This is a genomic window from Kitasatospora sp. NPDC101801, from assembly GCF_044766665.1.
Classification (GTDB): Bacteria; Actinomycetota; Actinomycetes; order Streptomycetales; family Streptomycetaceae; genus Kitasatospora.
The window spans coordinates 103384-124966 of record NZ_JBIWML010000013.1; the positions used below are offsets into that span (position 1 = coordinate 103384).

At 73.3% G+C, this 21583-nt stretch carries 19 protein-coding genes; 12 read left to right on the top strand and 7 right to left on the bottom strand.

Annotated features, from left to right (window positions below; genetic code table 11):
• Window positions 1-22 precede the first annotated feature (22 nt).
• On the bottom strand, window positions 23-2788 hold the full coding sequence (locus ACIRPK_RS17670) for a discoidin domain-containing protein (protein WP_403039444.1): 2766 nt from the start codon (window positions 2786-2788) through the stop codon (window positions 23-25).
• Window positions 2789-2949: 161 nt separating this feature from the next.
• Between ACIRPK_RS17670 and ACIRPK_RS17675 the strand changes: the two genes are divergently transcribed.
• Complete coding sequence (locus tag ACIRPK_RS17675; protein ID WP_403039447.1) at window positions 2950-4698, top strand: P-loop NTPase fold protein; 1749 nt, start codon at window positions 2950-2952, stop codon at window positions 4696-4698.
• Between the two features lie 56 nt (window positions 4699-4754).
• Here the strand turns inward: ACIRPK_RS17675 and fahA are convergent, their stop codons facing one another.
• The 5 genes from fahA to ACIRPK_RS17700 all read right to left on the bottom strand — a co-directional run bounded on the left by fahA (window position 4755) and on the right by ACIRPK_RS17700 (window position 9952).
• Complete coding sequence (gene fahA, locus ACIRPK_RS17680; RefSeq protein ID WP_403039450.1) at window positions 4755-5969, bottom strand: fumarylacetoacetase; 1215 nt, start codon at window positions 5967-5969, stop codon at window positions 4755-4757.
• The gene (locus ACIRPK_RS17685; RefSeq protein ID WP_403039453.1) at window positions 5966-6739 is read right to left on the bottom strand and encodes a hypothetical protein; all 774 of its coding nucleotides are present in this window, start codon (window positions 6737-6739) and stop codon (window positions 5966-5968) included. Before ACIRPK_RS17685 ends, fahA begins: the two co-directional genes overlap by 4 nt.
• Window positions 6736-7932 carry a homogentisate 1,2-dioxygenase gene (locus ACIRPK_RS17690; RefSeq protein ID WP_403039456.1) on the bottom strand — a complete coding sequence of 399 codons (1197 nt, stop codon included), beginning with the start codon at window positions 7930-7932 and terminating at the stop codon, window positions 6736-6738. Before ACIRPK_RS17690 ends, ACIRPK_RS17685 begins: the two co-directional genes overlap by 4 nt.
• A gap of 24 nt (window positions 7933-7956) precedes the next feature.
• Window positions 7957-9093 (bottom strand): 4-hydroxyphenylpyruvate dioxygenase, encoded by a 1137-nt coding sequence (hppD, locus tag ACIRPK_RS17695; RefSeq protein WP_369824411.1) that lies wholly within the window; start codon window positions 9091-9093, stop codon window positions 7957-7959.
• 238 nt (window positions 9094-9331) lie between these two features.
• Complete coding sequence (locus ACIRPK_RS17700; RefSeq protein ID WP_403039459.1) at window positions 9332-9952, bottom strand: phosphoribosyltransferase; 621 nt, start codon at window positions 9950-9952, stop codon at window positions 9332-9334.
• 155 nt (window positions 9953-10107) lie between these two features.
• Between ACIRPK_RS17700 and ACIRPK_RS17705 the strand changes: the two genes are divergently transcribed.
• The 10 genes from ACIRPK_RS17705 (at window position 10108) to ACIRPK_RS17750 (ending at window position 18014) form a co-directional block, all read left to right on the top strand.
• Window positions 10108-11280: a sedoheptulose 7-phosphate cyclase gene (locus ACIRPK_RS17705; RefSeq protein WP_403039462.1), complete on the top strand. Its 1173-nt coding sequence runs from the start codon at window positions 10108-10110 to the stop codon at window positions 11278-11280.
• Window positions 11265-11981 carry a cupin domain-containing protein gene (locus tag ACIRPK_RS17710; RefSeq protein ID WP_403039465.1) on the top strand — a complete coding sequence of 239 codons (717 nt, stop codon included), beginning with the start codon at window positions 11265-11267 and terminating at the stop codon, window positions 11979-11981. The genes ACIRPK_RS17705 and ACIRPK_RS17710 overlap by 16 nt, the downstream gene beginning before the upstream one ends.
• Window positions 11978-12394 (top strand): hypothetical protein, encoded by a 417-nt coding sequence (locus tag ACIRPK_RS17715; protein WP_403039467.1) that lies wholly within the window; start codon window positions 11978-11980, stop codon window positions 12392-12394. Before ACIRPK_RS17710 ends, ACIRPK_RS17715 begins: the two co-directional genes overlap by 4 nt.
• A gap of 79 nt (window positions 12395-12473) precedes the next feature.
• Window positions 12474-12794, top strand: a complete 321-nt coding sequence (locus ACIRPK_RS17720; RefSeq protein ID WP_403039470.1) for a hypothetical protein — start codon at window positions 12474-12476, stop codon at window positions 12792-12794.
• A complete protein-coding gene (locus ACIRPK_RS17725) occupies window positions 12791-13183 on the top strand; it encodes a hypothetical protein (protein WP_403039472.1) in 393 nt (130 codons plus the stop codon). Before ACIRPK_RS17720 ends, ACIRPK_RS17725 begins: the two co-directional genes overlap by 4 nt.
• A gap of 20 nt (window positions 13184-13203) precedes the next feature.
• On the top strand, window positions 13204-13740 hold the full coding sequence (locus ACIRPK_RS17730) for a VOC family protein (protein ID WP_403039475.1): 537 nt from the start codon (window positions 13204-13206) through the stop codon (window positions 13738-13740).
• Between the two features lie 4 nt (window positions 13741-13744).
• A complete protein-coding gene (locus ACIRPK_RS17735) occupies window positions 13745-14857 on the top strand; it encodes an NAD(P)-dependent alcohol dehydrogenase (protein WP_403039478.1) in 1113 nt (370 codons plus the stop codon).
• Between the two features lie 63 nt (window positions 14858-14920).
• Window positions 14921-15592, top strand: a complete 672-nt coding sequence (locus ACIRPK_RS17740; protein WP_403039480.1) for a response regulator — start codon at window positions 14921-14923, stop codon at window positions 15590-15592.
• 130 nt (window positions 15593-15722) lie between these two features.
• Window positions 15723-17738: a histidine kinase gene (locus ACIRPK_RS17745; RefSeq protein ID WP_403039483.1), complete on the top strand. Its 2016-nt coding sequence runs from the start codon at window positions 15723-15725 to the stop codon at window positions 17736-17738.
• A 108-nt stretch (window positions 17739-17846) separates the two neighbouring features.
• The gene (locus ACIRPK_RS17750) at window positions 17847-18014 is read left to right on the top strand and encodes a hypothetical protein (protein ID WP_403039486.1); all 168 of its coding nucleotides are present in this window, start codon (window positions 17847-17849) and stop codon (window positions 18012-18014) included.
• 72 nt (window positions 18015-18086) lie between these two features.
• On the opposite strand, the gene ACIRPK_RS17755 is transcribed toward ACIRPK_RS17750, so the two are convergent.
• Complete coding sequence (locus ACIRPK_RS17755; protein WP_403039489.1) at window positions 18087-19865, bottom strand: multicopper oxidase family protein; 1779 nt, start codon at window positions 19863-19865, stop codon at window positions 18087-18089.
• A gap of 278 nt (window positions 19866-20143) precedes the next feature.
• Between ACIRPK_RS17755 and ACIRPK_RS17760 the strand changes: the two genes are divergently transcribed.
• Window positions 20144-21457 carry a M28 family metallopeptidase gene (locus ACIRPK_RS17760; RefSeq protein ID WP_403039492.1) on the top strand — a complete coding sequence of 438 codons (1314 nt, stop codon included), beginning with the start codon at window positions 20144-20146 and terminating at the stop codon, window positions 21455-21457.
• Window positions 21458-21583: the final 126 nt, after the last annotated feature.

A 21583-nucleotide genomic window follows, 5' to 3' on the forward strand; every position in this document is an offset into this window, starting at 1 on the left:
ACCCGTCCGGGGTGGTTCCGGGTCAGGGGCTCCAGACCTGGAACTCGGAGAGCTGCCCGGCGGGCCAGCCGGTGTTCGCGGTGACCGTGACCCGGAGGAAGCGTTGGGCGGAGGCGGGGAGGCCGATGGAGACGGTGTTGTCGGTGGCTGGGTCCCAGGTGTAGGAGGCGGTGGCCTTCAGGGTGCTGAAGACGGCGCCGTCGGTGGAGCCCTGGACGGTCAGGGTCTGGGTCCGGGCGCCCCAGCCGGCGGGGAGCCGGAGGACCACCCGGCCGATGCTCCGGGCCGACCCCAGGTCGACCTGGGCCCACTGCGGGAAGCTGTTGTCGGCGCTCTCCCAGTAGCTGTTCCGGTTGCCGTCGGTGAGGTTCGAGGCCGGGTAGCCGTTGGTGTGGCTGGACTCGCCGGTGGGCCGGCCCGCGGCCAGGTCGGTCGGGGCGGGGTTGCCGCCCGAGGCGGTGAAGGTGAGCTGGTTGAGGTTCCAGCCGCCGCTGTCCTGCCGGATCGTCAGCACCTGGCGGCCGGCCGGCAGCGTGACGTTCGCGGTCACCGTGGTCCAGCTCTGCCAGCCGCCGGTGGCGGGGACGTTCACCGCGCCGCTGAGGTCGGCACCCGAGGCGTCGGAGAGGTGCAGCGCCCCGGTCACGGCGGCGGGGGCGGCCAGCCGCAGGCCGACGGAGTAGCGGCCCGCGGCGGCGACGTCCACGGTGTGGCGGAACCACTGCCCCGCGCCGGTCCAGCCCAGGTTCCAGCCCCCGCCGGTGTCCGAGGTGGCCTCCAGGTCGACGCCGTCCGAGCGGTAGGCGGTGCCGTTGCCGTTGACGGAGCCGACGTTGTACGCGACGCCCTGGCCGCCGGTGTCGTAGTTCTCCGCCTGCACGGTGCCGGGCACGGCGGCGGGCGTGCCGCCGTACGGGCCGGTCGGGGTGGTGCCGCCCTCCCAGCTGTTGCCGCTGAGCGAGGCGGTGAAGCCGGCGGAGTTGTTGGCGTACGCGGTCGCCCCGGGCTTCAGCCCGGTCAGGGTGTTGCCGGTGATGGTGGCCGATCCGGTGGGTGCCGGGTAGAAGGGCGGCGCGATCACGACGCCGTTGCGGCCGGGGGTGGTGACGGTGTTGTTCCGCAGCAGGGTGTTGGTCGAGGCGGAGAAGCCGATCGCGTCGTAGAGCGAGTCGCTGACGGTGTTTCCGGTCACCGTCACCTGGTCGACGATCCCGGTGTTCTGCCCGTCACCGCCGTTGCCGACGTGCAGCGCGGGCTGCCCCTGGCTGTAGGCGTTGCCACCGGAGCGGAGCACGGTGTTGCCCGTGACGGTCGCGGACCGCAGGTCGTCGCCGTTGACGCCGAACCGGCCGGCCCCCAGGCCGATGTAGCGGGCGGTGTCGCTGACGTGGTTGCCGGTGACCTGGTGGCCGCTGCCCCCGTAGACGGCCACGCCCTTGCCGCCCCACGGCGCGATCGAGGTGTTGTTGCGGACCGTGGCGCCGGTCATCGGGTGGTAGTACGTCCGGGAGCCGTCGCCGTTGGTGTTGTAGGCCACCGAGTTGACCGCGATCGCGTCGTCCCCGGTGCCCCGGACGAAGTTGTCGGTGACGGTCAGGTTGTTCCCGGTGTCGGCGCCGAGTGCGACGTTGTTGACGTTGATGCCGTCGGCCCAGATGGACGTCAGCCGGCTGTTGCGCACGGTGCCGCCGGTGCCCGAGGCCCAGAACCCGGACATGGTGTGCTGGCTCCAGATGCCGCTGGCCGACCAGTTGGTGCCGGTGGTGTCCATCGCGCCGCCGTCACCGCCGACGGTGCTGCGGCTGACCGAGTTGGCGTCGATGTGGAAGTCCCGCACGGTGCAGGAGGTCACCGAGAACAGCGCGGCCAGCGGGGTGGAGTTGGGCACCGGTACGTCCCGGTAGACGGTGCTGTACCACTGCCCGGCGCCGGCGATGGTGATGCCCTGGGCGTGCAGGCCGGCGGTGCCCTTCACGTAGAAGGTGCCCGGCGGGATCCAGAGCACCCGGCCCTGCGCCTGGGCCTGGTCGATGCAGTTCTGGATGGCGGGGCCGCTGTCCGGTGCCTGGCCGGAGCCGGAGCCGTTGGTCGGGGTGTTGTCCGCGACCGCCCCGCAGCTGGTGATGGAGATCGAGTCGGCCGGCTGGGCGAGCGGGGCCGGCGGGTTCTCCGCGTCGATCACGTCGAGGTCGTAGAACGAGGCGCTGTTGGCGGCGTCCTTCTGGAGCGAGAAGGAGGCCCCGGCCGGGATCGGGGTGCCGGTGACGAAGGTGTGCGCCTCGTCCCAGAAGACCCGGGGGTTGCCGTCGGCCGGGTTCTGGTTGTCGCTGGTGTTGTAGTTGTTGTTGCCCTCGTACACCCAGCTCTGCTTGGAGTTGAGGTTCAGCGCCTGACGGAACGTGCCGTCGACGTACAGGTTCAGGGTGGCCGTGAGGCCGCCGCCGGACGGGGCGTCGGGGATGCTGGCGCGCACGTTCAGGAAGCTGATGGGCCGTCCGGTGGTGTTGGTCCACCGGACCGACTGCCCGGTGGAGCCGAGCCGGACGTGGGCGTGGCCGGAGGCCTCCAGCTCGGGGCTGGAGTACGGGGTGGCCGGCGCCGAGGTCACCGAGGTGACGGCCGCGCCGCCGCCGAGGGTGCCGGACTCGGCCTCGTAGCTGGTGAAACCGGTGGCGGCGCCCACCGCCGGGCTCGCGGCGGTGGAGCTGACCGCCGGGACGACGGCCAGCAGCGCCAGGGTGGTGACGGCAACGGCCGCGCCACGGAGGGACCTTGGGAACTCCAGCATCTGACACTCCTTCAGCGGGACCGTGGCGCCGGGCTCCGACCGTACAGAGCACCCCGGGGGCTTGCAAGGTTCAGATCAAAAGGAGCAAAAATTTCACAGATCGGTGAAAGGTGCGCCGGGCACTAGGATGAGACGGCTGATCACCATGGGGGGTGTGCGCGTTGAACTTCTCGCTGCTCAACGATGAACCGGTGCACGGCGCCGCCGCCGACGAGGACGTGCTCGGGACGGTCGAGGCGGCCGGGTCGCTGGCGGCACTGATCCAGGCCTCGCGGGCGGCGACGCCGTTCACCATCGCGATCGACGCGGACTGGGGCATGGGCAAGAGCAGCCTGATGCACCAGATCGAGGCGGCGCTCGGGACGGACCCCGACACCGAGTGCGTCTGGTTCAACGCCTGGACGGCGGACGGTGCCGACGCCCTGGAAGGGGTCATCAAGTCGGTGCTGCAGCGCTTCGACCGCAACCTGCTGCGCCGGGTCTGGTACCGGACCAGTCGGCACGGCTGGCTGGTCTCGGCGCTGCGGATGACGGTCACCCTGCTGGCGGGGGTGTTCCGGGTGGACCGGATCGTCGACGAGCTCTGGGAGCGGATGGCGGCGGACGCGGCGGCGCGGAACGAGATCCGCCGGCTGATCTCCGACGCGGCCACCGAGTGGGCTGCGGCGCCCGGCAGTTGGCACCAGCGGCGGCTGCTGGTGGTCTTCGTGGACGACCTGGACCGCTGCTCGGACGAGACCATCCTGGCGGTCTGCGAGGCGGTCAAGGTCTACCTGGACGTGCCCGGTCTTGCCTTCGTGCTGGGCTGCGACCAGAGCCGGATCGCGGACGTGGCGGAGGCCTCCGGGCGCGCCCTCAGTGCGGAGTACCTGCAGAAGATCGTGCAGGTCAACTTCCGGATCCCGCCGATCGACCCGGCCCAGGCGCTCCGGCTGGTCCGGGCCTACGCGGCCCGGTCCGGCACGGTGGGGCTGCTGACGCCGCCGTTGCAGACGCTGGTGGCGGAGCGGACCGGCCGCAACCCCCGGCGGATCAAGCGGCTGATCAACAGCTTCGTGATGGCGCATCAGATCGACGCGCACTGGCACCGGTTCGGCGCGGAGGGGCTGCTCAGGTCGGTGCTGCTCCAGCAGCTCTACCCGGACTTCCACCGGGCGCTGGTCCAGCCCGGCGGCCCGGACCGGGTGGCCGAGTTCGTCACCTACTACGAGCTGCGCGGGCTGGTCCGCCGGGGTGGTTCGGAGCTGGGCGAGGAGCTGTCGGCGCGGCTGGTGCCGCTGGCGGACCGGCTGGACCTGCGCCCGTCGGACGACTGGCCGCACTTCCTGGAGCAGTTGGAGCGGGCGCTCCCGGCGGAGTACCCGCTGCTGGCGGCCGACCGGGGGTTCGTCCGGCTGGTGCTGGAACTGGCCGAACTGCCGGACTCCGCCGCACTGCTGAGCCGGCTGCGCCGGAGCGTGGCGCTGGAGCCGCCCGCGCCGCAGACGGTGACCCATCAGGGTGCTCCGCCGCAGACGGTGACCTACCAGGGTGCTCCGCCGCTCGACCTGCGCGGGGCCCGGGTGCTCTGGGTGGACGACAATCCGGGGAACAACGCCAACCTGGTGAGACTGCTGCTGGGTTCGGGCGCGGAGGTCCGGCAGGTGGTGGGCACGGCCGAGGCCCTGGCGGGGCTGGTCTGGCAGCCGCACGTGGTGATCACCGACCTGAAGCGCGACGACGACCCGAGGGCGGGGGTCGACGGGATCAGGGACATCAGGGCGCGGGGCTTCACCGGGCGGGTGATCGTCTACGCGCAGAGCCGCAACACGAACCTGCGGGCCGAGGCGGAGGCACTGAACGCGGTCTCGGTCCGCTCGGAGACGGACCTGGTGGACCTGATCGAGGAGGCGGTGGCGGCCGCCCGCTGACGCGGCACCGCCGCCCCGCTCGGACGGGAGCGGGGCGGCGGTGCGTCAGGTCAGGGTCAGGGCACGATCCGCCCGGTGACCTCGCCGAACGAGATCAGCGTGCCGTCCGGGCCCGGTGCGGTGGCCGTGATGGTGACGGTGTCGCCGTCCTCCAGGAAGGTGCGGGTGGTGCCGTCCGGGAGCTTGACCGGGTTCTCGCCGTTCCAGGTCAGCTCGATCAGCGCGCCCCGGGTCTCCACCTCCGGGCCGCTGACGGTGCCGGAGGCGTACAGGTCGCCGGGGCGCAGTGAGGCGCCGTTGGCGGTCAGGTGGGCGAGCTGCTGGGCGGCCGTCCAGTACATCGAGGCGAACGGCGGCCGGGAGATCGGGTGGCCGTTCAGCCGGACCGTCAGGGTGAGGTCCAGGCCCCAGGGTTCGCCGCCCCGGTCGTCCAGGTAGGGCAGCGGCTCGACGTCGCGCGGCGGCGGGCTGACCCGGGCCTGCTCCAGGGCGTCCAGCGGCACCACCCAGGGCGACAGCGAGGTGGCGAAGGACTTGCCGAGGAACGGGCCGAGCGGCACGTACTCCCAGGCCTGCAGGTCGCGGGCGGACCAGTCGTTGAGCAGGCAGACGCCGAACACGTGCTCGCGGAAGTCGGCCAGGGCGACCGGCCTGCCGAGTTCGCTGCCCGCGCCGACCACGAAGGCCACCTCGGCCTCGATGTCCAGCCGGCGGCTCGGGCCGAACGAGGGGACGGCGTCGGTGGGCGCCTTGCGCTGGCCGTGCGGGCGGACGATCTCGGTGCCTGAGGTGACGATCGTCCCGGCCCGGCCGTGGTAACCGATCGGCAGGTGCTTCCAGTTGGGGGTGAGCGGCTCGGTGCCCGGGCGGAACAGCCTGCCCAGATTGGTGGCGTGGTGCTCGGAGGCGTAGAAGTCGACGTAGTCGGCCACCTCGAACGGCAGGTGCAGGGTGACCTCGTCGACCGGGTACAGGTGCGGGGAGAGCGCGGCGCGGTGCTCGGCCCCGCTCAGCCAGCCGGTCAGCGCGGCGCGGACCTCGGTCCAGGTCGGCCGGCCCGCCGCCAGCAGCGGGTTGAGGGTGTCGGCGTCCAGCAGCACCGAGGGCGCGCCGACCGCACGGGCGGCGGCGCCCGCGTCCAGCACGAAGTCGCCGACGGCGACGCCGATCCGGCGGCGGTCCGGCTGCTCGGCGGTGGAGAAGACGCCGTACGGCAGGTTGTGCAGGCCGAACGGGGAGTCCTGCGCGGACTCGAGCCAGCTGGTGGTCAACGGTTCTCCTGGTGCAGTAGGCCGAGTTCGGCCAGGTCGGCGAGCGGCTCCGCGATGCTGCAGGTGCCGAAGGCGGTGAACGAGGCCCGTGCGGTGGCCACCTGAGTATCCGTCAGAGCGCTTACGGCGGCGGCGACCACGGGGTCGGAGCGTTCGGCCAGCGCCTCGGCGGCCCGGCTCGGGTCGGCGGCGGCCAGCAGCACGTTGAGGAAGCCGTGGTGCTCGAAGCCGGTCACCGGGTCGGTGTGCCGCAGGGCGTTGTGCAGGCCGGCCGTGCACTTGTACGGCACCCCGCGCTCGGCGCAGGCGGTCAGCAGGGCGGCGAGCTCCGCCTCGGTCGGGAAGGCGTCGGCGGTCAGTCCGCCGGTGCGGAACTTGGCCCGGTGCGGTGTCCCGGCCAGCCGGTCGAGCCGCTTCACCAGCAGTTCGTCACGCGGGAGTTCGAGCGAGACGGTGACGCCCTCGGGCAGTCCGGCGGGCACCTCGGTACCGACCAGTTCGACCCCGACCACGTCCAGCCCGTGGAGGGGGACCGGGCCGGGCCGGTCACTGCCCCCCGGCAGCACCAACCCGACCCGGAGTCCCTGGGTGGCCAGCGCGGCCAGTTCACCGGCCCGGCCCGCCCCGCAGAGGAACGGGCCGACCGCGTCGGCGTACCAGGCCGAGCGGTGCCCCCGGTGTGCGGGCACCGCCTCGGCCAGCGGCAGGTCACCGGGCGGGAAGACCGCGGCGTCGTCGAACAGCCCTCGGAACAGCGCCGGTACGGTCATCGCCGACCGCCCGACCAGGTCCAGGCGTAGTTGCCGTCCTCGCTCGCGGCCGCGCCCTCGCCCAGCTCCAGCGGGCGGAAGGTGTCCACCATGACGGCGAGTTCGTCGAAGAACTCGGCGCCGATCGAGCGCTCGTACGCGCCCGGCTGCGGGCCGTGGGTGTGGCCGCCCGGGTGCAGCGAGATCGATCCCTGGGCGATGCCGGAGCCCTTCCGCGCCTCGTAGTTGCCGCCGCAGTAGAACATCACCTCGTCGCTGTCCACGTTCGAGTGGTAGTACGGCACCGGGATGGACAGCGGGTGGTAGTCCACCTTCCGCGGCACGAAGTTGCAGATCACGAAGTTGCCGCCCTCGAAGACCTGGTGGGCCGGCGGCGGCTGGTGGATCCGACCGGTGAGCGGCTCGAAGTCGGCGATGTTCAGCGCGTACGGGTAGAGGCAGCCGTCCCAGCCGACCACGTCGAACGGGTGGTGCGGCACCGTGTACCTGGTGCCGGCCACGCCGCCCGGGCCCCGGTGCTTGACCAGCACGTCGACCTCGGCCGGGTCCTCGACCAGCAGCGGGCCGACCGGCCCGCGCAGGTCCCGCTCGCAGTACGGCGCGTGTTCCAGCAGCTGGCCGAACCGGGAGAGGTAGCGCTTGGGCGGGGTGATGTGGCTGTTCGCCTCGATGCAGTACGCGCGCAGCGGCGCGTCCGGGCCCGGCACCCAGCGGTGCGTGGTGGCCCGGGGGATGATCACGTAGTCGCCCTCGCCGACCGCCAGCGAGCCGAACACCGTCTCCAGCACGGCGGTGCCGGACTCGATGTACACGCACTCGTCGCCGAGCCCGTTGCGGTAGAGCTCGCTCGGCGCGCCGGCCACCACGTAGGACAGCCGGACGTCACCGTTGCCGAGCAGCAGCCGCCGCCCGGCGACCACGTCGGTGTCCTGCCACTCCTCGCCCTTGAACAGCTCGTGCAGCTTCAGGTGACGGGGGATCAGCGGGTGGTTGGGGGTGGTGCGCTGATCGGGCAGCTCCCACGGCACGGCGGCGGTGATCGCCGACGGGATGCCCCGGTGGTAGAGCAGCGAGGAGTCCGAGGTGAAACCCTCCTCGCCCATCAACTCCTCGTAGTACAGCCCGCCTTCGGGCGTGCGGTGCTGGGTGTGCCGCTTGGGCGGGATGCTGCCCAGCTGCCGGTAGTGCGCCATGTCCGTGATCCTCCCGAGCCGGTCTCAGAGGTTGCCGCGCTTGTCCTGCTCGCGCTCCAGGGACTCGAACAGGGCCTTGAAGTTGCCCTTTCCGAAGCCCAGCGAACCGTGCCGCTCGATGAACTCGAAGAACACCGTCGGCCGGTCGCCCTGCGGCTTGGTGAAGATCTGCAGCAGGTAGCCGTCCTCATCACGATCGACCAGGATGCCGCGCTTCTTGAGCTCCTCGACCGGGACCCGGACCTTGCCGATCCGCTCCCGCAGCAGCGGGTCGTCGTAGTACGAGTCCGGGGTGTTCAGGAACTCCACGCCGTTGGAGCGCAGGATGTCCACCGTGGTCAGGATGTCGTTGGTGGCCAGCGCCAGGTGCTGGCAGCCCGGGCCGCCGTAGAACTCCAGGTACTCGTCGATCTGCGACTTCTTCTTGGCGATCGCGGGCTCGTTCAGCGGGAACTTCACCCGGTGGTTGCCGCTGGCGACCACCTTGCTCATCAGCGCCGAGTACTCGGTGGCGATGTCGTCGCCGACGAACTCGGCCATGTTCTCGAAGCCCATGACCCGGTTGTAGAAGCCGACCCACTCGTCCATCTTGCCGAGCTCGACGTTGCCGACCGCGTGGTCCAGGGCCTGGAACAGCCGCTTGGGGTGGCCCTCGGGGCGCTGCACCCGGGTCTGCGCGGTGACGAAGCCGGGCAGGTAGGGGCCGTGGTAGCGGGACCGGTCGACCAGGGTGTGCCGGGTCTCGCCGTAGGTGGCGATCGCGGCCCGGCGGACGGTGCCGTGCTCGTCGGTGACGTCGTTCGGCTCCTCCAGCACGGTGGCGCCGGTGGCGCGGGCGTGCGCGATGCACTTGTCCACGTCCGGCACCTCCAGCGCCAGGTCGACCACGCCGTCGCCGTGGCGGCGGTGGTGGTCCAGCAGCGGGCTGTCCGGGGAGACCCCACCCTTGATCACGAAGCGGCAGGAGCCGGAGCGCAGCACGAACGCCTTGCGGTCCCGGCGACCGGTCTCGGGGCCGGAGTAGGCGACCAGCTCCATGCCGAAGACGGCCTGGTAGAACTGGGCCGCCTGGGTGGCGTTGCCCACCACGAAGACGATGGCGTCCTGGGCGATGACCGGGAAAGGGTCACCGGCGGCGTCGTGCTCGACCAGGCCCACCAGGCGGCGCAGCTGCTCCGCGTCGAGGCCGGCCTCGAGCTCCTCGGGGGTCAGTTCAACGGCGTTGGCGGTCATGGGTTCCTCCACGTTGAGGCTTGCGGTGCGCTGAGCTTGCTCCGGCCCGGTTGATTGGGCAACAGATCCATGATCCGCTGCTCAATGTGTACAAGCTGAGCAGCACGGGGCCGCCGGGGCTGGTCAGATTGTCCAGGGTCGGCCCGGGCTCTTGTGGCCCGCCCGGTCAGCCGAGTAGGGCGTCGAGCACCTCCGCGTCGGTGGTCTGGCCGAAGTCCGCGTAGAACGAGCCGATCGCCGGGAAGTCGGCCGGCTCGGCGACGCAGACCAGCTCGTCGGCCTCGCCGCGCAGCCGGTCCCGCCAGCCGGCCGGGGCGACCGGGACGGCCAGCACCACCCGGGCGGCGCCGCGCTGTCCGACGGTCCGGCAGGCGGCCCTGGCGGTGGAGCCGGTGGCGATCCCGTCGTCCACCACCAGGACGGTCCGCCCGCTCAGCTCCACCGGCGGCCGTCCGCCCCGGTAGCGCGCGCAGCGGCGGGCCAGCTCGACCCGCTCGACCCGCTCCACCTCGGCCAGCTGAGCGTTCGTCACCCGGGCGGCCAGGCGGATGTGTTCGTCCAGCACCCGGGCCCCGCCCTCGCCGATCGCGCCCATCCCCAGCTCGGGCCGGCCCGGCACGCCGAGCTTGCGCACCACGCAGATGTCCAGCGGCGCCCCGAGCGCCCGGGCCACCTCGGCGGCCACCGGTACGCCGCCGCGCGGCAGGCCCACCACCACCGCGTCGGGGACCGCACCGAGCCGGGCGGCCAGCTGCCGCCCCGCGTCCTTCCGGTCGGTGAACCACATCCCACTGCCTCCGTCTCCCACCGTACGTCCCGGTCGGCGGCCCCGGATGTCCCGCGCGGCGGGCCGGGACCCGGTGCGGGCGGTGCCCCCGTGTGTCCGGGACGCCGGGATCGCCAGGGTGGAGGTCCGAACCGCGAACGACAGAGGAGGCCACCGTGGCCGGCAAGACCAACAGCCCCGCCCACGGCCTGTTCACCACCGGCGAGCCGGTCAGCGCCTGGACGGTCAGTACCGCCCTCCCCGTCACCTACCAGGTCGGCTTCACCCCGCGGCTGCTCAACCCGGGCAACCCGGCGCTGGCCTCGGCCGGGGCCCTCCCCGGGCGGCGCCTGGTGGTGGTGGAGGAGACCGTGCACGCGCTCTACGGGGAACGGATCGCGGCCTACTTCGGGGCCCGCGACCTGGACGTCGAGCTCGTCGTGCTGGCGGCGCACGAGCAGGTCAAGACGATGGAGTCGGTGTTCGAGGTCGCCGACCGGATGGACCGCTTCGGGGTCTCCCGGCGGGCCGAGCCGGTGATCGCGATGGGCGGCGGTGTCCTGACGGACGTGGTCGGCCTGGCCTGCAGCCTGTACCGCCGCTCGACCCCGTTCGTCCGGGTGCCCACCACGCTGATCGGGCTGGTGGACGCGGGCGTCGGGGCCAAGACCGGGGTCAACTTCGGCCGGCACAAGAACCGGCTCGGCACCTACCATCCGGCGGTGGCCACCCTGCTGGACCCGGCCTTCCTGGCCACCCTGGAGCAGCGGCACCTGAGCAACGGCCTGGCCGAGATCCTCAAGGTCGCCCTGATCAAGGACCGGCGGCTGTTCGAGCTGCTGGACCGGACCGGTGAGGCGCTGATCGACCAGCACTTCCAGGGCCCCACCCCCGGCGGCGAGGTGCTGGTCCGGGCGGTGCACGGGATGCTCCAGGAGCTCCAGCCCAACCTCTGGGAGCACCGGCTGGAGCGCTCGATGGACTACGGCCACTCGTTCAGCCCGACCGTGGAGATGCGGGCGCTGCCCGAGCTGCTGCACGGCGAGGCGGTCTGCCTCGACATGGCGCTGACCACGGTGCTCGCCCAGCGGAGGGGACTGGTCGAGGCCGCCGAACGGGACCGGATCCTCGGCCTGATGCGCCGGCTGCGGCTCCCGGTCCGGCACCCGCTGCTGGAGCCGGGGACGCTGGCCGACGCGCTCACCGACACCATCCGGCACCGGGACGGCCGGCAGCGCTTCCCGCTCCCGGTCGGCATCGGCGACGGCTGCTTCGCCGACGACCTGACCGCCGCCGAGATCGGCCGGGCGGCCACCGAACTGGAGGAACTGGCATGCGTGGCACCGTGATCGTGGCCGACACCCGGGGCCCGGCCGACGTGCACGGCGTGCACGGCACCCGGGGCCTGACCCGGTGGGCCTGCCTGGCCCGCAGACCGGGACTGCTGGGCGGCTGGGAGGCGGTCGAATGGGCCAGCATCCCGCCCGGCGGCGTCAGCGGGGAGCACCTGCACACCCGCACCGAGGAGTGCTACGTGCTCCTCACCGGCCGGGGGGTCGTCACCCTCGACGGCCGACCCCACCCCGTCGAGGCCGGGGACGTCGTGCTCACCGGCCTCGGCACCACCCACGGTCTCCGCAACGCGGGCACCGAGGCGCTGGACTGGCTGGTGATCGAGATGCCCGCCGTACCCCTTCCCCGGCCACGGGTGCCGATCCTGCGGCACGCCGTGGTGACCAACCTCCGCCGGGTCGGCCCGATCGACCCCGGCGTGGTGCTCACCGGGCCGCTGCGCCACCTCGAACTGGTCCGGCTGCGGCCCGGCGAGCGGGTCGAACTGTCCGCCGACGCGACCGAGCACACCGTCTTCGTGACGGCCGGCCGTGGCCGGGCCGCCGCGGCGGACGTCCGGGTGCCGCTGGAGCCCGGACGGTCCGTCACCCTCCCGCTCGGCAGCTCGGCGGCGCTCACCGCCGGGAACGACGGGCTGGAGTACGTCCACGCGGTGCTCACCGTGCCGCCCGCCGAACGCTCGGGAGAGCTCCGATGATCGTCACCGACACGGCCCACGCGGCCGTCCACCTCGGCCCCGGCACCCAGCGGGTCCGCACCCGCTGCCTGGCCCGCCGGGGCATGCTGCACAGCGAGACCGAGGCGGTCGACCACGTCCGGCTCAGCCCCGGCGCCTGCTACGACCTGAGCGGCCGGGCCGGCACCGAGGCGGCCTGGTACGTGCTGCGCGGCCCGGTCGCGCTGCTGGACTGCCCCGAGCAGCCGCAGCACCTGCTGGCCGAGGGCGACCTGCTACTCGCCCCCGAGGGCGGCCGGGTGCACCTGCACGGCGGCCCGCTCGGCGCCGAGCTGCTCTGCCTGACCGTGCTGCCGGACGCGGTCAGTCGCGAACTCCCGGAGCGCAGGCCGGAGTTGGACGGTGCCTCGCAGTCGGCGCGGGCCGGGACCTGATCGGGACACCGCGCCCTCCCGCCCGGGACCACGGGCGGGACATCGTCGAAGCAGCAGGACCGAGCAAGGAGCGTCCGAGATGACCAGCACCGTGATCACCGCCCTCCGACGGGGGCGTGCCGTGGACCCGGGCCGGGTGCTCACCGGTCCGCTGCGCGGGGTCGGCCTCAGCTGGCTGGAGCCGCAGCAGAGCGTCGAGCTGACCGCCGACGGCGTCGAGCACACGCTCTACGTCACCGCCGGAGCCGGCCGGGCGAGCACCGGGGAGACCGATGTGCCGCTCACCGAAGGCACCGCCGTCACGCTGCCGCTGGGCGGCGAACTCGTCCTCACCGCCGGGGAACCGGGCCTGGAGTACTTCCACGCCGTCCTGGCCGTACCGGGAGAAGGCCCCCGATGATCGTCACCACCGCCTCCGCCGCCGCCATGACCGTGGTCGGCCCCGGCAGCGAGCGCACCCGGGTGAGCTGCCTGGCCCGCCGCGACCTGGTCGCCGCCGACTGCGAGTCCTTCGAACACCTCCGGCTCAGCCCCGGCGGCGGCCACCACCGCGCGGGCCGCCGGGCGACCGAGGCCGCCTGGTACGTGCTGCGCGGCCCGGTGGTCGCCGAACAGCACCCCGACCGGGCCCAGCACCTGGCCGACGCCGGCGACCTGCTGCTGGTCCCGGCGGGCCAGGACCTGGATCTCACGGCCGGGCCGCTCGGCGCCGAGCTGCTCTGCCTGACCCTCGGCGCCGGGCCCGCCCCGCGCAGGCGCCCGCTGCCGCGCCGCCGTAGCCACCCGTGATCCGTCGAGAGGTTGTCGTCATGAGCGCCATCCCCGGTGCCCTCGCCGTGCACCACGTCGCGTACACCGTGCCCGACCTCGACCAGGCGGTCACCTTCTTCACCGAGGTGATCGGCGCCGAACTGCTCTACCGGACCGGCCCCGTGCACGACCCGGACGGCGACTGGATGACCCGTCAGCTCGGCGTCCACCACCGGGCCGCCGCGTACGTGGCGATGCTCCGGCTGGGCCCGGTGACCAACCTGGAGCTGTTCGAGTACAGCTCGCCGGACCAGCGCCGCGAACTGCCCGGGAACAGCGACTGGGGCGGCCACCACCTGGCCATCGCGGTCACCGACGTGGACGCCGCCGCCGCGTACCTGCGGGAGCAGCCCGGCGTACAGGTGCTCGGCCGGCCGGAGACGGTGGCCGACGGCGGCCCGATCGACGGCGACCGCTGGGTGTACTTCCGGGCGCCGTGGGGCCTGCAACTGGAGCTGATCGACCTGCCGCCCGGGCTCCCGTACGAGCAGGGCACCGAGGCCCGGCTCTACCGGCCGACGCAGAGCTGGAGGTGAGGTCGTGCCGAGCGCCACCGCCGCCGTGGTGCGGGGACCCGGGCAGCCGTTCACCCTGGAGCCGGTCCGGCTGGACGACCCGCGCCCCGACGAGGTGCTGGTCCGGATCGCCGCCGCCGGGATCTGCCACACCGACCTGAGCGTCCGGGCCGGGCACACCCCGGGCCCGCTGCCCGCCGTGCTCGGCCACGAAGGCGTCGGGACGGTCGAGGCGGTGGGCGGCGCGGTGACCCGGTTGACGGTCGGTCAGACCGTTCTGCTCACCTTCGCCTCCTGCGGGCGGTGCCCGGAGTGCCGGGCCGGGCGGCCGGTCCGGTGCGCCCACTGGCCCCGGCTCAACCTGTTCGGCGGCAGCCGCGCGGACGGCAGCGCCACCCTCGCCGGCGCCGACGGCTCGCCGCTGCACGGGCACTTCTTCGGCCAGTCCTCGTTCGCCACCCTGGCGCTGGCCACCGAACGCAACGCGATCCCGGTGCCGGCCGGGGTGCCGGCCGAGCTGCTGGCCCCGTTCGGCTGCGGCGTGCAGACCGGCGCGGGGGCGGTGCTGAACGTGCTGCGGCCCGAACCGGGCGACACCCTGGTGGTGTTCGGCGCCGGGGCGGTCGGGCTGTCGGCGCTGCTGGCCGCCCGGCTCACCCCGGCCACCCGGCTGGTCGCGGTGGACGTCCGGCCGGAACGGCTGCTGCTGGCCCGCGAGCTGGGCGCCACCGAGGTGGTGGACGCCCGGACCGAGGACCCGGTCGCGGCGGTGGCGGAGCTGACCGGGGGCCGGGGGGCCGAGCACACCCTGGAGACCAGCGGACAGCTCGGCGCGCTCGACGCGGCGGTCCGGGCGCTGGCGGTCGGCGGCACCTGCGCGGTGGTCGGGGCGCCGCCGACGGGCAGCCGGCTCGCCCTGGACGTACCGGCGCTGCTCGACCGGGTGCCGAGGATCGTCGGCGTCAACCAGGGGGCCAGTCGGCCCGGGCGGTTCCTGCCGGCGCTGGTGGACCTGTACCTGGCGGGCCGGCTGCCGGTGGACCGGCTGGTGCGGACCTTCCCGTTCGCCGAGGTGGAGCGGGCCGCGGCGGCTGCGGCGGCGGGGGAGGTGGTCAAGCCCGTCCTGGTGATGCCCTGACCGGGGACGACCCACCAGCATGTCACAGTCGGTCATCGAAGCGTCACTGGTAGCGTCGGCCAGGTGGACGAGCAGCAGAGGGACAGCGGTCCGGTGCGGGTACTGATCGTGGACGACCATCCACTCTTCCGGGAAGGTCTGAAGGCCGCCCTGCAGAGCGCCGAGGGGATCGAGGTGGTCGGCGAGGCGGAGACCGTCGCGGCCGTCCCGGGCGCGGTGGCCGAGTGCCTCCCCGACGTGGTGGTGCTGGACCTCTCGCTGCCCGACGGCTCCGGCCTGGAGGCGGCCCGCAGACTGGCCGAGCAGACCCCGACCGCGCCCGTCCTGATGCTCACCATGGCCGACGACGACGGGAGCCTGCTGGCCGCCCTGCAGGCCGGTGCGCGCGGCTACCTGGTCAAGGGCGCAGGCCGGGACGAGGTGCTGCACGCGGTGCGCACCGTGGCGGCCGGCGGCGCGGTCTTCGGCTCCGAGATCGCCGTCCGGATCACCGCGCTGCTGGCGGGCACCAGGCTCCGCGAGGCGGGCCAGCTGTTCCCCAGCCTCACCGCCCGGGAGGCCGAGGTGCTCAACCTGGTGGCCCGGGGGCTGGACAACCGGCGGATCGCCCGCGAGCTGGTGGTGGCCGAGAAGACCGTCCGCAACCACGTCACGCACATCTTCGAGAAGCTGCACGTCGCCACCCGGGCCGAGGCGGTGGCCCGGGCCAGGGACATGGGCCTGGGCGGCGACTGAGGACCGGCTCGGGACCGTGGCCCCTCGCGCTCGGGACCGCGGGCCGACCAGCATGGGCCCACCAGGGCACCCGGCTCCTGGGGCCGATCGGGACACGCGAGGTGGCCGCGCGGGGTAAGGAGCGTCGTCGATGAGCGAGCAGGAGAGCACCACCACGGCCAGGGCGTTCGCGGCCGCCGCCCTGGCCCTGCTGTGCACCGTGGTCTGGGTGGTCCTCGCCCTCGCCAACGGGGGCCTCGAAGGCATCAGCGACTACTACTTCTTCGACGGGGTCTGGGTCGCGCTCGGCCTGACCTTCACGCTCTCCGGCCTGGTCCTGGTGATCAACCGGCGAGGTCCGGGGCTCGGCGTCCTGCTGCTGGTCACCGGAGTGCTCCAGTCGCTCCGGATGGTGGTGCTGCTGGCCGCCGCGCTGGCCGGGGCCGGCCCGGGCGCGATGCAACTGATCGTGGTGCTGGTGCTGGCCGCCGACATCGCCAACGCCTTCATGGTGATCGGCTTCCCGCTCTGGCTCCCCGACGTCCGGCTCCCCGGCGGGATCTGGCGGGGCGTCACCGCGCTGGTCGCGGCCTGGAGCGTGCTGCTGGCCTTCTCCAACACCGCCCGGGTCACCGACTGGTACGAGCTGCCGAACCCGCTGCACGGCACCGCGCTCTTCAAGTGGCTGGACGGCCGGCTCGCCCCGTACGCCTTCGACCTGTTCACCGCGAGCCTGGTGCTGACCCTGACCATCGCGCTGGTCCGCTGGTGGCGCTCGCCCGGCCGGCACCCGCACCTGACCGTGCTGGTCACGGCCTACCTGGTGTGGGCCGCCCTGGTCACCGTCCCGCACTACCTCGGCGACTACCCGGACTGGCTGCCGTACGCGGTGGTGATCGCGGGCGAGGCCGCCTGGATGCTGGTCCCGATCGCCACCTTCCGCCGGGACCGCTCGCTCTCGCTGGACCGGGCCGCCCGGCGCTACCTGGCCGGCTACGCGTTCTGCACCCTGCTCTTCATCGGCATGCTGGCCGCCGCCTACCTGAGCCACCGGCTGCTGCCCGAGGGCGAGCCGGCCACCCGCTGGTGGCTGATCCTGGTCGCCGCCGGGCTCGGCGCGCTGCTGCGGCCCGCCGCCCGGTCCGTGGTGCGCGCGGTGGACCGGTACTACTACGGCGAGCGGGCCCACCCGTACCAGGTGGTGCGCAGGCTCGCCGAGCGGATGAGCCGGGCCGTCGACCCGGCCGAGGCACCGTCGCTGCTCTGCCAGACCGTGGTGATCGCGCTCGGCCTGCCGGCCGCGCACGTCCGGGTCGGCACCCGGGGCGGGCCGCGCGAGCTGGCCGGGCTGGGCGACGCCGGCCTGCCCGCCGAGAGCTTCCCGCTCAGCTACGAGGGCGCGGTGATCGGCGAGCTGTCCGTGCCGCCGCGCTCCGGGCAGCGCGAACTGGACCGGCAGGACCGCGAGGTGCTGCGGCTGCTCGCCGACCAGGCCGCGCCCGCGATCGCCTCGCTCCGGCTGTACGAGGACCTCCAGGTCAGCCGGAAGCGGATCGTGCTGGCCCGGGAGGAGGAGCGGCGGCGGCTCCGGCACGACCTGCACGACGGGCTCGGGCCCGCGCTCTCCGGCCTCCGGCTGCAGATCGACGCGGCCCGCACCGGCATCGCGCCGGACTCGGCGGCCGCCGCCTCGCTCGGCACCGCCTCGGCCGGGATCGGCCAGGCGATCACCGAGCTGCGCCGGATCACCGACGGTCTGGCGCCCGCCGCGCTCGGCAGCGAGGGCCTGGCCGGGGCGCTGCGCCGGCTCGCCGACGGCCTGGGCAACCACGCCCTCCGGGTCACCCTCGACCTGGACCCGGACCCGCTGCCCACCCTGCCCGCCGCCGTCGAGGTGGCCATCTACCGGATCAGCGGCGAGGCGCTCAACAACGTGGTCCGGCACTCCGGCGCCGCCGCCGCCCGGCTCACCCTCCGGGTCCGCCCGGACGAGGTCACGGTCGAGGCCACCGACGACGGCGCGGGCTTCCCGGCGCACACCGGCGGTGCCGGGGTGGGCCTGCGCTCGATGGCGGAGCGGGCCGAGGAGCTGGGCGGCAGCTTCACCGCCGCCAACGACTCCGAGGGCGCGGTGGTCCGGGCGGTGTTCCCCCGGGTGCACGGCTGACCCGGGCCGGGTGTCCTGGACCGAGTGGGGACCAGGGGCTCATGTGGGTGGGACCGGCCCGGGGGGACAGTGGTGGAACAGCCCCGCAGAGCGGAAGTGAGACACCTGATGGCAACGCACATCCAGCCGAAGCAGTACGGCAAGGGCGGCAGCCCCTGCGGTGGACCGGGACAGCCGCCTTGCCCGAAGAAGAAGTCCGAGGACGAGCCCGAGGAGGAGCAGGCCGGCCTGCTCGACCCGGTGGGCGGTGGCCCGGGGCAACCGGACTGCCCGTGAGCCCCGATCCCACTGTGATCCGGATGCCCGGTCAGGACCTTCCTGACCGGGCATCCGACCGTGCTACGGCGATCAGTGGCCGTGGTGCGGGCCGCCGTGGCCCATCCCCGGGTCGAGGGCCATCACGGCGGCCGGGGAGACGGTGAACGGCCGCATCATGCCGTCGTCCTCGTGGTCGAGGATGTGGCAGTGGTACATGAACCTGCCGGTCGCCCCGGTGAACTGCCCGGCCACCCGGACGAGTTCGCGCGGCGCGACGGTGACGGTGTCCTTCCATCCCTGTTCGGCCGGGTCGATCGGGCTCTGGGCGCCCCAGCGGACCGGCTTGCCGATCGGGGTCCCGCCGCCGGCCGGGTCGAAGCCGGTGACGTCGACGGTGGCCCGGGTGAGGATCTGGAACCGGATCAGGTGGATGTGCACCGGGTGCAGCGCCAGCTGCGCCAGGTTGACGATGGTCCACTGCTCCCAGGCGTCCTCGTCGATCCGCCAGTTGAGGCGGTCGTTGAAGTCGGCCGAGACCCGTCGGTAGGTCTGCACGGCCTGGCCGTCCGGCTGGATCTGGACGATCCCGTCCCGGACCGTGCCGGCCGGTGGCAGCTCCGCCTCCGGGACCTCCTCCATCTCCCAGAAGTGGAACATCGCGCCGCTGTCCTGAGTGATCATCAGCATCCGGTGGCTGTGGTGCGGGATGTCGTCGTGGGTCAGCCGCCGGAAGCTCGGCGAGAGCACGGCGGGCAGCGCGAACGGTTCGGGTTCGGTGGCGGCGGCGACCCGGAACTCCAGCACCTCGGGATCGGGCAGCCGGTTGGCCGGGTCGGGAATGCCGACCGCGTCCTGCTCGCCGATCGGGCTGCCCTCGGCGGGCGCCGGGGCGGAGTTGACCAGCCGCAGGGTGCGGCCGGCCAGCGCGGTGAAGTCGACCAGCAGGTCGGCCCGTTCGGCCGGGGCCAGGCTGAGACCGCGCCCGGGCAGCGGGATCGGGGTGCCGAACAGGCCGGCGTCGCTGCCGATCTGCCAGGCCGCGCCGTTCACCCGCTGCCCGTCCTGGTCGACCAGGTGCAGCCGGTACGGCCGGGAGTTGGACGCGTTCAGCACCCGGAACCGGTACCAGCGCGGCCGGACCGGGTGGTACGGCCAGATCACGCCGTTCACCAGGGTGTACCGCCCGCAGTACGGCAGCGGGCCGACCGTCTTGTGCAGCAGCTGCCCGGTCGGCGCACCGTCCGGGCCGGTGGCCAGGTTCCGGTCGCAGAGCACCAGCGGGACCTCGAACTCCCCGGCGGGCAGCCGCAGTCGGTCCTCCTCCTCGTCCCGGACCAGGTAGGTGCCGACCAGCCCGGCCAGCACGTTCAGCCGGGTCACGCCCATCGCGTGGTCGTGGTACCAGAGCGGCATCGCGGCCTGGTCGTTCGGGTACTCGGAGAGCTGGGAGTGACCGGCGTGGACCGCGTTGTCGGTCCAGCCGTCGTTGCCGCCGTCGGTGACCGCGCCGTGCAGGTGCACCACCAGCCAGGGCGGCAGGGCCGGGCCCCTGGGGTCGACCAGGGCGGGGTCGATGCCCGGCACGTTCTCGGCCGGGGGCATGGTGATCTCGGGGAGGTGGCCGATCTGGGCGGGGTACGGGGTGCTGATCCGGTTCTGCCAGTCGATCCGCAGCCGCTGCCCGCGCCGGACCTCGATGGTCGGGCCGGGGAAGCTGCCCTCGTACGTCCACATCGGGGTGGGCGGCAGCTCGGAGTGCAGCTGCACGTCGGCGGAGAGTTGACGGATCGTCAGTTCACTTGCGGGGCAGAGCAGCTGGGGGATGCGCAGCGGGTCCGCGAACTTGGTCAGGTCGGTGGGCTCGGGCACGGTGGCCTCCGGGTGGTCGGTTTGGTTCCACGGTGGGCCACCCGCCGTCCCGGTTTCATGAGGCGGTGGTCCCGGTCGGTCCCTGGCCGGATGCCGACTCCGCCGCGAGATCGCGGGGCCGAACCCCTTGACGGGGTCTCGGTATTCACCCAATCATCATGGTCGCGTCAATCATCACGGCCGACCGGACTCCGGGACCGGCTCACTTCGCACGTTCCGTTCTGCCCCACCAGAATCTGGAGCTCCCCTTGTCTCAGCGTGCCTCGCGGCGATCCCGCGTGCTCCGCTCCGCCGTCGCGACCGGCGCCGCCGCCACCCTGGCCGCCGGATTCCTCGCCACCGCCGCCTCCGCCCAGGTGACCCAGGCCCGCCCGGCCGCCGTCACGGTGCAGGCCGCCCCGGACATCCCGGTCGCCAACGTCAAGGCGCACCTGGCCCAGTTCCAGTCGATAGCCAACGCCAACGGCGGCACCCGGGCGCACGGCCGGCCCGGGTACAAGGCCTCGGTCGACTACGTGAAGGGCAAGCTGGACGCCGCCGGGTTCACCACCACCCTGCAGACCTTCACCACCAGCGGCGCCACCGGCTACAACCTGATCGCGGACTGGCCGGGCGGTGACGCCAACCACGTGATCATGACGGGCGCGCACCTGGACTCGGTGACGGCGGGCCCCGGCATCAACGACAACGGCTCCGGCTCGGCCGGCGTCCTGGAGACCGCGCTGGCCGTCTCCCGGGCCGGCCTGCAGCCCACCAAGCACCTGCGGTTCGGCTGGTGGGGGGCGGAGGAGCTGGGCATGATCGGCTCCAAGTACTACGTCAACAACCTGCCCACCGCCGAGCGGGCCAAGATCGACGCGTACATGAACTTCGACATGATCGGCTCGCCCAACCCGGGCTACTTCGTCTACGACGACGACCCCAAGCTCGAAGGCGTGCTGAAGAACTACTTCGCCGGCGTGAGCGTGCCGACCGAGATCGAGACCAACGGCGACGGCCGGTCCGACCACGCCCCGTTCAAGTCCGCGGGCATCAAGGTCGGCGGACTGTACACCGGCGGCGACGAGATCAAGACGGCCGCCCAGGCCACCAAGTGGGGCGGCACCTCGGGCCAGGAGTTCGACGCCTGCTACCACGCCTCCTGCGACACCAGCGCGAACATCAGCGACGCCTCGCTGGACCGGGGCGCCGACTCGATCGCGTACGCGGTCTGGGCCCTGGGCACCGAGGCCCCGCCGCTGCCCGGCACGGTCTTCGAGAACACCGCCGACGTGCAGATCCCGGACAACGGCGCGGCGGTCACCTCCTCGGTCACCGTCAGCGGTGTCACCGGCAACGCGCCGGCCGCGCTCCAGGTCGGCGTGGACATCAAGCACACCTACCGCGGTGACCTGGTGATCGACCTGGTCGCCCCGGACGGCAGCACCTACCGGCTGAAGAACTCCAGCAGCAGCGACTCGGCCGACAACGTGATCACCACCTACACGGTGAACGCCTCCAGCGAGGTCGCCAACGGCGTCTGGAAGCTCAAGGTCCAGGACATCGCCGCGCAGGACACCGGCTACGTCAACAGCTGGAAGCTCACCTTCTGACCGACCGTCGGTGCCGGGCCCCTGCTGCCCAGGGGCCCCGGCACCGCCGGTGGAAACGCCCCCAAACCGAACGGCCCGGGCGCCCCCAGCCCCCGGGCCCCACCATAGGGGGGGGCGCGGGGGACC